7 protein-coding genes, 2 tRNA genes and 1 pseudogene are annotated in these 8,945 nt (G+C 44.8%); 9 read left to right on the forward strand and 1 reads right to left on the reverse strand.

What is annotated here, in order from left to right; all coding sequences use genetic code 11:
• A pseudogene (locus tag QVP40_RS10160) lies at positions 1–261 on the forward strand (tRNA (adenosine(37)-N6)-threonylcarbamoyltransferase complex dimerization subunit type 1 TsaB); the annotation flags it as partial.
• Positions 258–692 (forward strand): ribosomal protein S18-alanine N-acetyltransferase, encoded by a 435-nt coding sequence (gene rimI / locus QVP40_RS10165; protein WP_022068323.1) that lies wholly within the window; start codon positions 258–260, stop codon positions 690–692. The pseudogene QVP40_RS10160 and the gene rimI, both read left to right, overlap by 4 nt.
• On the opposite strand, the gene QVP40_RS10170 is transcribed toward rimI, so the two are convergent.
• Entirely contained in the window at positions 616–3,258 is a 2,643-nt protein-coding gene (locus tag QVP40_RS10170) for a YfhO family protein (protein WP_022068324.1), read from the reverse strand. The two genes, rimI and QVP40_RS10170, sit on opposite strands and share 77 nt — an antisense overlap.
• Before the next feature lie 366 nt (positions 3,259–3,624).
• Between QVP40_RS10170 and QVP40_RS10175 the strand changes: the two genes are divergently transcribed.
• The 7 genes from QVP40_RS10175 to QVP40_RS10205 all read left to right on the forward strand — a co-directional run bounded on the left by QVP40_RS10175 (position 3,625) and on the right by QVP40_RS10205 (position 8,810).
• The gene (locus tag QVP40_RS10175; protein WP_022068325.1) at positions 3,625–4,323 is read left to right on the forward strand and encodes a response regulator transcription factor; all 699 of its coding nucleotides are present in this window, start codon (positions 3,625–3,627) and stop codon (positions 4,321–4,323) included.
• Positions 4,316–5,650: a sensor histidine kinase gene (locus tag QVP40_RS10180; protein ID WP_288200475.1), complete on the forward strand. Its 1,335-nt coding sequence runs from the start codon at positions 4,316–4,318 to the stop codon at positions 5,648–5,650. The genes QVP40_RS10175 and QVP40_RS10180 overlap by 8 nt, the downstream gene beginning before the upstream one ends.
• 131 nt (positions 5,651–5,781) lie before the next feature.
• Positions 5,782–6,693, forward strand: coding sequence for a ribonuclease Z (locus QVP40_RS10185; RefSeq protein WP_022068327.1), 912 nt, complete (start codon positions 5,782–5,784; stop codon positions 6,691–6,693).
• Between the two features lie 2 nt (positions 6,694–6,695).
• Positions 6,696–7,715: a tRNA (adenosine(37)-N6)-threonylcarbamoyltransferase complex transferase subunit TsaD gene (gene tsaD / locus QVP40_RS10190; protein ID WP_022068328.1), complete on the forward strand. Its 1,020-nt coding sequence runs from the start codon at positions 6,696–6,698 to the stop codon at positions 7,713–7,715.
• Positions 7,716–7,735: 20 nt separating this feature from the next.
• Positions 7,736–8,431: a 2-C-methyl-D-erythritol 4-phosphate cytidylyltransferase gene (ispD, locus tag QVP40_RS10195; RefSeq protein ID WP_022068329.1), complete on the forward strand. Its 696-nt coding sequence runs from the start codon at positions 7,736–7,738 to the stop codon at positions 8,429–8,431.
• Between the two features lie 85 nt (positions 8,432–8,516).
• Positions 8,517–8,602, forward strand: a tRNA-Ser gene (locus QVP40_RS10200).
• A 118-nt stretch (positions 8,603–8,720) separates the two neighbouring features.
• A tRNA-Ser gene (locus tag QVP40_RS10205) sits at positions 8,721–8,810 on the forward strand.
• Positions 8,811–8,945 lie beyond the last annotated feature (135 nt).

Consider the following 8,945-nt stretch of genomic DNA (forward strand, 5'->3'; position numbering starts at 1 on the left):
GAAAGAGTTACCTTTTTGGGGGACGGTGTGCCTGTATTCAGAAAACTGATCCAGGAAAAGCTTCAGGCAGCTTTCAGCTTTGCTCCTGCTCATGTAAACAGACAGAGAGCGGCAGCAGTGGCTTCTCTGGGACTTGTATATTACGAAGAGGGAAGATATGAAACCGCAGAGGAGCATGTTCCGGACTACCTTCGCGTTTCTCAGGCGGAAAGAGAGCGGGCAGAACGGGAAAAAGTGAAAAATCAGGAGGCTGCACAATGACATTTCGTGAAATGCTTGTGGAAGATCTGGATCAGGTTGTGGATATCGAACAGAACCTTTTTTCTGTACCGTGGACAAAGGAAGGATTTCTTACCTATCTGATGAAAAAAGATACCATGTTTTTTGTGGTGGAAGAAAAAGAACGTATTCTTGGCTACTGCAGTATGATGACTGTGCTGGATGAAGGAGATATCCTGAATGTGGCAGTACGCTCAGACCGCCAGAAAGAGGGAATCGGGCAGTTTCTTGTGGACAGCATGCTTCGCATGGCGGAAATGCAGGGGATCAGGCTTGTCCATCTGGAGGTCCGTCAGGGAAACGGAATCGCCAGACGGCTTTATCAGAGGCTGGGATTCAAAGAGGACGGACTTCGCAGGGATTATTATGAGAATCCTGTGGAAAACGCAGTGCTGATGACAAAAACAATGTAGATAACTTTGTCAGAAGAAGGATTGCGGCAGCAAAACTGAACAGAATACCGATCCGTTTACCGGGCGCATGGAAAGTGACAATAATTTCATGCGTCCCTTTTTTTATGGGAAAACCTGTAAATCCTTTGTTTACCATAACCGGATCTGCAGGGCGTCCGTCTACCAGAATCTCATATCCGTTGGAAAAGGCAAAGGAGGTTACAAAGTATCCGTCCTCCTTCATGGTAATACTGCCCTGGAGAAGCGCCTTTTCGTTTTCTGAGCAGGGCGTAAATGGCGTGATATCAGGATGAGCAATAGCGGAAATCGGCAAAGTGAATCCGCGGAGATTGTTTATTTTATAATTTCCCTCTGAGAAAGCAATCTCGAGAGTTTTTAAAGGTGTATTGGCAGAAAGCATATAGGTGAACGTGTGATTCTGGTTGGGATAAGGGGCGGAGGAACCGGAAAGCCTGTTTCGGATGCCGTTAATGGTTATGTCAATATCCCTGGTTCCCTCATAGTCCACATCAAAAGACAGAAGCAGAATCTGATCTTTCAGGACAGAAGGGAGACTGCGGGATACGGTTTCTGCCAGGTATTCTGAGGAACGTTTCATAAAATCCTGTGGAAGAGTATATTCTTTTATCTGAGAAGTATAGTCTGATTTCCCGGTGTCGGCAGTTTCCGGAACAATGGTCCGGTTGGTAAGGGTATCCAGATTATAAGGGTAATCAAGCGTATCATAATCTGCTTCACTCATAAGAGCTGAGGTTCCGTAAGCAACGGGCAGTACATTGGGATTTTCTGCCAGAACCATATTTCCCTTTTGGAGGCGGGGGACATATCCTGCAGGAAGCCGGTTTTCAGTGGTCTGTATATATCGGATTCCCATCAGATATTCCTGAAACGGATTGGGAGCAGCGTTCATGGAAACACGGTTTCTGGTGCTGACCGGCATTTTCAGAATGTCATAAAACAGATGGTTGTAGGCGGTGTTGGAAACAGAAGAATACATGGTTGTACGGCGTTGGCTTTCCAAAGGAGCGTAGTTGCTGTTTGTCATGGGGGCAGTAAAAATATCTACAGCGTTTCCGGGTTCGGAACAGACCTCCTTCAGTTCCTGACGGGTAAAGATTTCTCTGGATTTTACAGAGGAAGCAGCGAATTTTTCTGTTTTGGCAGTGCTGACAAATAAAAGAGCAGGTATAATACAGAGAAAGACGCAGACTATGTGGTTTTTTGCGGGATAAGCCTGTAAAAGGGAAGAGGATACTCCTGTTTTGGAAGAGCTGTTTTTTTCTCTGAAATGAAATTTTTTCTTTAAAACAATTTCTGATTTCGGCAACAGTGAATAAAAAAGCAGCACAAGTATATCTGCCAGGATCAGCTTCCACTGTGGATGATGAAGAAAAAATATCTGAACCAGTGCAGGTATGGCACAAAAGGCTGCCGGCAGAAAGCGGTGTTTCAGCTTTTTCTGCTGAAGAAGACTGAGAGTACGGGCTGTAAGCAGCAGAAACAGTGGAAGAAAGGGAATAAGAGCTTTGGGGCGAAGATAAAGGGTTCCGTTCAGAAGCCAGCAGCAAAGCTGACTGAAACACAGGATAAGAAGCGCAAAGGCCAGTTTTTTTGTTTTGCTGCAGCCCAGAGATAACATTACACAGTAAAGGACCAGAAGGGTGAGTCCACAGCCGTAGGAGCTGTAAAGTAAAGTATTCATGGAGGGATTTACTGTAAAGATCTGCCACAGAGAAGCGGGCTGTACGTCTTTTTTATTTTCCAGGATCACAAGCGCTGTAGGAAGAAGGTGGACAGCTGCAAGACAAAGACCTGTAATAACAGAAATCAGCCAGATTTTCCATGTGTGCAGTCTGTTTTTGCCTGTACAGAGAAGATACAGGGAACAGCAGACAAGGCAGGAGGGCAGAAAATAAAAACTGTGAACAGATATCATAAAAAAGCTTACAGCAAGTCCGGGATGAAGGGGGAATGTTTTTGCGGAAACTCCGGTATGAATTTCGGACAGTCTGTCTGTGTATATAAGGGCAAGAATCAGAAACGGAAGATAGTTTACAAACATGATCTGCCTGTGAGCCTGGAACATACAGCCGGCTGTGAGATAAAGAAATCCTCCGGTAAGACAATAAAGCCTGTCCAGGGATTTATGAAAAAGCCACCAGTAAAGAAGGCAGGCGCCGGCAGCCATTTCGGTTACCGCATAAAACTGAATTACAGTTTCCACAGGAACAGAAGGAAGAAGATAACTGACCAGAACGTCCGGGCGCAGAAATCCGTAGTAGGAAAGTGCATAAAAATTTGTCCCGCTTCCAAGTGAAATCCAGTCCGGAAACAGATCTCCTGTTGCATAAAACTGTCTGCGCATAGTATCCACAAGCGTTACATGCTGGCAGTACCAGTCTGTTTCTGAGCCGAAAAGCTTTCCTTCCGGAACGGAAAAATACACAAATATAAGTACTGCTGTGGTAAGTAAAATAAAATGCAGTGCAGTAACAGGGAAAAAGACCTGAGTATTTTTCCGGGGATGAGAGAAGGAAGTGGACTTCCGGTTAATAAGATGTTCCATAAAAGCGGGCTCCTTTCAAATGAAGTAGAGTATATGAAATGATAACGAAAATATACATTTTATATCTTAAGAAACCTGTTGCATAAATCTGAAGAATTATTAAGAATCACATTGAAGCCCGAAAAACATGATATAATATGAACGCTTAATGAAGCCGGGACGAAGATACAGAGTGAATTCGGAGATAGAATGGTTATTGTTTATACGACAGTATTCTGCGAGGCGTTTTGTCATATATATGCAAAATTCCTGATACCCGGTCACTTAACGAGGCGAATGATGCAAACATAGAGTTTAAAGATCGTAGTATAATATTTTGTGGAAAAATGCGGCAGCAGTATTTCCAAACGCAAAAGGAGAAAGATAATGGAAGAACCGGAAATTTTGATTGTGGACGATAACCCTGAAATCCGGGAGGTGGCTATGGTACTTCTGCAGGGGGAAGGATTTACTGTGGATGAAGCAGGAGACGGAAAGGAAGCTCTGGATAAAATAGAACATGGAGCTTATGATCTGATTCTGCTGGATGTGATGATGCCGGGATTAAACGGGTATCAGACCTGTATGGAGATCCGGAAAAAATCAAATGTCCCAATCCTGTTTCTCAGCGCAAGAACTCAGGTGGAAGATAAGATCATGGGATTTTCCAGCGGCGGAGACGACTATCTTCCCAAGCCGTTTTCCTATCAGGAGCTGATCAGCAGAGTAAAAGCCCTGGTGCGGCGCTATCATGTATATCAGGGCAGCGGCCGGAGAACACAGGAAGAAAAAATATGCAGCGGAGCTTTGGAAGTGTATCCGGAAGCCGGAACTGTATGGAAAAACGGAAAAGAGATTTCTCTGACAGATACGGAGTTTTCCATTCTCTGTACCCTTATGAAGCACAGAAAGCAGATTTTTTCTGTGGAACACCTGTATGAGGCGGTATGGGAAGAAACTTATTATTACGGGGCGGCAAATATTGTTATGGTACACATCCGGAATCTGAGATCAAAAATAGAAGATGATCCCGGAAAGCCAAGAATTATCCGTACCATATGGGGAAGGGGATACCGCTGTGATTAAGAAAAAAAGAAATGAAAGAGAGCGGAAGCTGACACAGGAGCTTATGCTGCTTTTTCTGACAAGTTTTACAGTTGCTGTTCTGGCTACCATGTTTTTTGTAAGCAGAAGATTTGCAGCTTACGGCTGGGTTCTGGAACATGAAATATTCACAGATTCCCGGGAAGAATATATGGACTGGCTTAAAGAGACGGCGCCCTCCTACAGAATGGATCAGCCGGAGATTTATATGCCGGTATTTGAAGAAAAGGCAGATATTTATACATGGCTTGGAATTTATGATGAGGACGGACAATATCAGGAAGGCTTTTTTCCAGAAGTCTTAGACAGTCCTTTCTGGGGCAGCTGGGTATGGTCAGACAGCGATATAGCCGCCCAGGGGATGGAGACGCCTGTAGAAACAGAAATTGAATTTCAGGATGGAACTGCCCGGGTACAGATTATGAGTTACCAGTCTCTTAAATTTTTTTCGTTATATTATCTGATGGTTGCAGCTGCAGATGGAATGGCAGTTTTTTTGCCGCTGCTTATTTTTGCTCACAGGAGAATGAAATATCTGGGAAACCTGCGTGCTGAGATTACAGTGATCGGGCAGGGGGACATGGAGCACAGAGTAACTGTAAAGGGGCATGATGAAATTTCCGCCCTGGCTGTAGAACTGGACAACATGAGACTGACGCTGAAAAACAGTATGGAAAATGAGCGGAAAGTTCACAGGGACAATCAGGAGCTGATCAGGGCAGTTTCTCATGATCTCAGAACGCCTCTGACTGCCCTTAACGGATATCTGGAGATTCTCCACAGAAAAAAAGGCAGGGCAGAAGATTACCCTGCGTATATTCAGAAATGCCTGGAAAAAACAGAAGAGATAAGGAACCTATCAGATAAAATGTTTGAGTATGCTCTTGTATTTGAGAATACAGGAGAAATTATTATGCAGACCTGGAACCCGTCAATGTTTGCAGAAATGGTAAAGGAAATGGCAGAAGAACTGTCTGTTCAGGGGATTCCGGTTTCTTTTAGCCAGGGGGAACTGCCGGAAACCGTATGGAAAGCAAATCCCTTTCTGATCAGACGTCTGATCTGGAATCTTGGTTCCAATACTGAGCGTTATGGGGACAGAACCAGAACAACAGATATTCAGGTGTATGTGGAAGGAAAGACGCTGAAAACAGTAATGTCCAACGGTATGGGAAAAGAGAAGCAGACTGTAGGAAGCGGGATCGGACTGAAAAGCGCTGCAAAGATTGCAGAGCTTCACGGAGGAAGTCTTTTATGTGGGAAAACCGGAGAGGAGTTTGTTGCAGAACTCAGCCTTCCACTGCGATGACACTGTGACAGAAGGGGATTTTTGCCTTGTTTTGAGGTTCTGATTGTGTTACACTTTGCCAGTAGAGAAAATGTGAAGATAACAGCAGAAGGTATTTTGCAGAAGTCTTTTCAGAATAAAAGAGGTAAACTATGTTAGATGTTTGTTTAGTAGGAACCGGAGGGATGATGCCTCTTCCGAGAAGATGGCTGACTGCTCTGATGACCAGGTACAATGGAAGCAGTCTGCTGATCGATTGCGGAGAAGGAACTCAGGTTGCTGTAAAAGAAAAAGGATGGAGCTTTAAGCCGATTGATGTAATTTGCTTTACCCATTATCATGGAGATCACATCAGCGGACTGCCCGGACTGCTTCTTACCATGGGAAATGCAGACCGTACAGAGCCTCTGACGCTGATCGGCCCCAGAGGCCTGGAGAGGGTAGTGAACGCTCTTCGGGTGATTGCTCCGGAGCTGCCCTTTGAGATCAGATTTATAGAAATTACGAAACCGGAAGAGGTTATTGAGCTGAACGGGTATCGAATTACTGCTTTCAGAGTGAATCATAATGTCATCTGTTACGGATATACTCTGGAAATTTTAAGACAGGGCAAATTTTCTCCTGAACGTGCCAAAGAGCAGGAGATTCCGCTGAAATTCTGGAATCCGCTGCAAAAGGGCCAGACTATAGAGGAAAATGGAGTTGTATATACTCCGGATATGGTTCTTGGACCGGATCGAAAGGGGATCAAACTTACGTATACCACAGATACCAGACCAACGGAATCCATTCTCCGCAATGCCAGAGAGTCAGACCTTTTTATCTGTGAGGGAATGTACGGAGAGGATGACAAGGCGGATAAGGCAAAAGGCTACAAGCATATGACTTTCCGCGAAGCGGCGGAGCTGGCGCGGGATGCCCGGGTAAAAGAAATGTGGCTGACACATTACAGTCCGTCCCTGATTCGTCCGGAAGAGTATATGGAAACGGTAAGAGGAATTTTTCCGCAGGCTTATCCGGGGAAGGATGGAAAAAGTGCGGAACTGAATTTTGAGGAGGAATAAAAGTGGAAGATACACTGATCCTGGCAATAGAAAGCTCCTGTGATGAGACAGCAGCATCTGTTGTAAAAAACGGAAGAACAATTTTATCTAATGTGATTTCCTCTCAGATTGAACTCCATAAGCTGTATGGCGGAGTTGTGCCGGAAATTGCATCACGCAAACATATTGAAAAAATCAATCAGGTAATCGAGGAAGCGTTAAAGGAAGCGGGGGTAACGCTGGACGACCTAGACGCTGTTGGCGTTACCTATGGTCCGGGGCTTGTAGGCGCGCTGCTTGTAGGGGTTGCAGAAGCCAAGGCTATTGCCTATGCAAAAAAACTTCCATTAGTAGGCGTTCACCATATAGAGGGGCACGTTTCCGCAAACTATATTGAACATCCGGATCTGGAACCGCCGTTTCTTTGCCTGATCGTTTCAGGAGGACATACCCATCTTGTGATCGTTAAAGATTACGGGGAGTTTGAGATTTTGGGAAGAACCAGAGATGACGCGGCAGGAGAAGCCTTTGATAAAGTTGCCCGGGCTATTGGTCTGGGCTATCCGGGAGGTCCTAAGATTGATAAACTGTCAAAAGAAGGAAATCCGGATGCGATACAGTTCCCGAGAGCAAAAGTGGGAGACTGTCCGTATGATTTCAGCTTCAGTGGAGTGAAGTCTGCGGTTCTGAATTATCTGAATCAGGCGCAGATGAAGGGCGAAGAGGTAAATCGTGCAGATCTTGCGGCATCTTTCCAGAAAGCGGTGGTAGATGTTCTGGTAGAGCATACTATGATGGCGGCAAAGGATTTTGGGATGAAAAAGGTGGCTATTGCAGGCGGAGTAGCTTCCAATGGTACTCTGAGAGCAGCGATGGAGCAGGCATGCAAGGAAAATGGATACAGCTTTTACCGCCCGTCTCCGATTTTCTGTACGGATAACGCAGCTATGATCGGAGTTGCAGCTTATTATGAGTACAAAAAAGGGACTCGCCATGGATGGGATCTGAATGCAGTGCCGAATCTGAAACTGGGAGAAAGATAAAAACTTTTGGGGAGGTTTTTATGGAAAGAAAAAATACAGCCATTGTTTTGGCAGCAGGACAGGGTAAACGAATGAACAGCAGGGTCCAGAAGCAGTTTCTGGAGTTGGGAGGAAAACCGGTTCTCTATTATTCTCTGAATTGTTTTCAGCAGAGTCCTTTGATCACGGATATTATTCTGGTAACAGGAGCAGAGTCTGTTGCTTTTTGCAAAGAGGAAATTGTGGAAAAATATGGTCTTACCAAGGTGACAAAAGTGATACCCGGTGGAAAAGAGCGATATGATTCTGTTTATGAAGGACTTCTTGCCTGTGAAAACAGTGATTTTGTTCTGATCCATGATGGGGCAAGACCGTTTATTACACAGGAAATCCTGGAACGGGGAATGAACGGAGCCAGGGAAACAGGAGCCTGTGTGATCGGAATGCCCTCAAAGGATACAGTCAAGGTGGCTGATGAGAAAGGATTTGTACAGGAGACGCCGGAACGAAATCTTGTATGGTCTGTTCAGACTCCTCAGATTTTTGAATACTCTCTGATTCGGAATGCCCATGAAAAAATCCGTTGTGGAAACATGGAGGGAATTACAGACGATGCTATGGTGGTGGAACGGGCGTCCGGGGCAAAAATCAGTCTGGCAGAGGGGTCCTATAAGAATCTTAAAATAACGACACCTGAGGATCTGGACATTGCGGAAATATTTTTGAAAAATATTTGAATTTATGTCTTGACAGTGAGAACGTTTGATGATAAAATGCAATTCGTGCTGACAGAGAATGTCACAAAAGCACAGAATTGCATAGGGAGAGATATCGAAGTGGTCATAACGAGGCGGTCTTGAAAACCGTTTGTCCGCAAGGGCGCGTGGGTTCGAATCCCACTCTCTCCGCTCGTCAGGCAAAAAGCTTTAAATAAAAAAAGATAAAAAACTGCTTGACAAAATGGAAAAAGATGTTATATAATATAAAACGCTTCTGGTAAACGGGAGCAAGCATCTAGGGCAATTTGGAGAAGTACCCAAGCTGGCCGAAGGGGCTCCCCTGGAAAGGGAGTAGGTCGTTAACAGCGGCGCGAGGGTTCAAATCCCTCCTTCTCCGTTTGAGTTTTGAGGCTTGAAGAAAGTCGAAAAAACTTGAAAAAAGTTCTTGACAAGCTCGAATGCATATGATAAAGTAAATGAGCTGTCAAAACAGCAAGAACCTTGATAACTAAACAGTGAGACACATACGATT

The sequence above is a fragment of the Blautia sp. CAG:257 genome, assembly GCF_000433815.1.
Lineage (GTDB): Bacteria > Bacillota > Clostridia > Lachnospirales > Lachnospiraceae > Blautia_A > Blautia_A caecimuris.

Coding starts and splice junctions, on each gene's coding strand:
- rimI (WP_022068323.1), top strand. CDS start 258: ATGACATTTCGTGAAATGCTTGTGGAAGATCTGGATCAGGTTGTGGAT.
- QVP40_RS10170 (WP_022068324.1), bottom strand. CDS start 3,258: ATGGAACATCTTATTAACCGGAAGTCCACTTCCTTCTCTCATCCCCGG.
- QVP40_RS10175 (WP_022068325.1), top strand. CDS start 3,625: ATGGAAGAACCGGAAATTTTGATTGTGGACGATAACCCTGAAATCCGG.
- QVP40_RS10185 (WP_022068327.1), top strand. CDS start 5,782: ATGTTAGATGTTTGTTTAGTAGGAACCGGAGGGATGATGCCTCTTCCG.
- ispD (WP_022068329.1), top strand. CDS start 7,736: ATGGAAAGAAAAAATACAGCCATTGTTTTGGCAGCAGGACAGGGTAAA.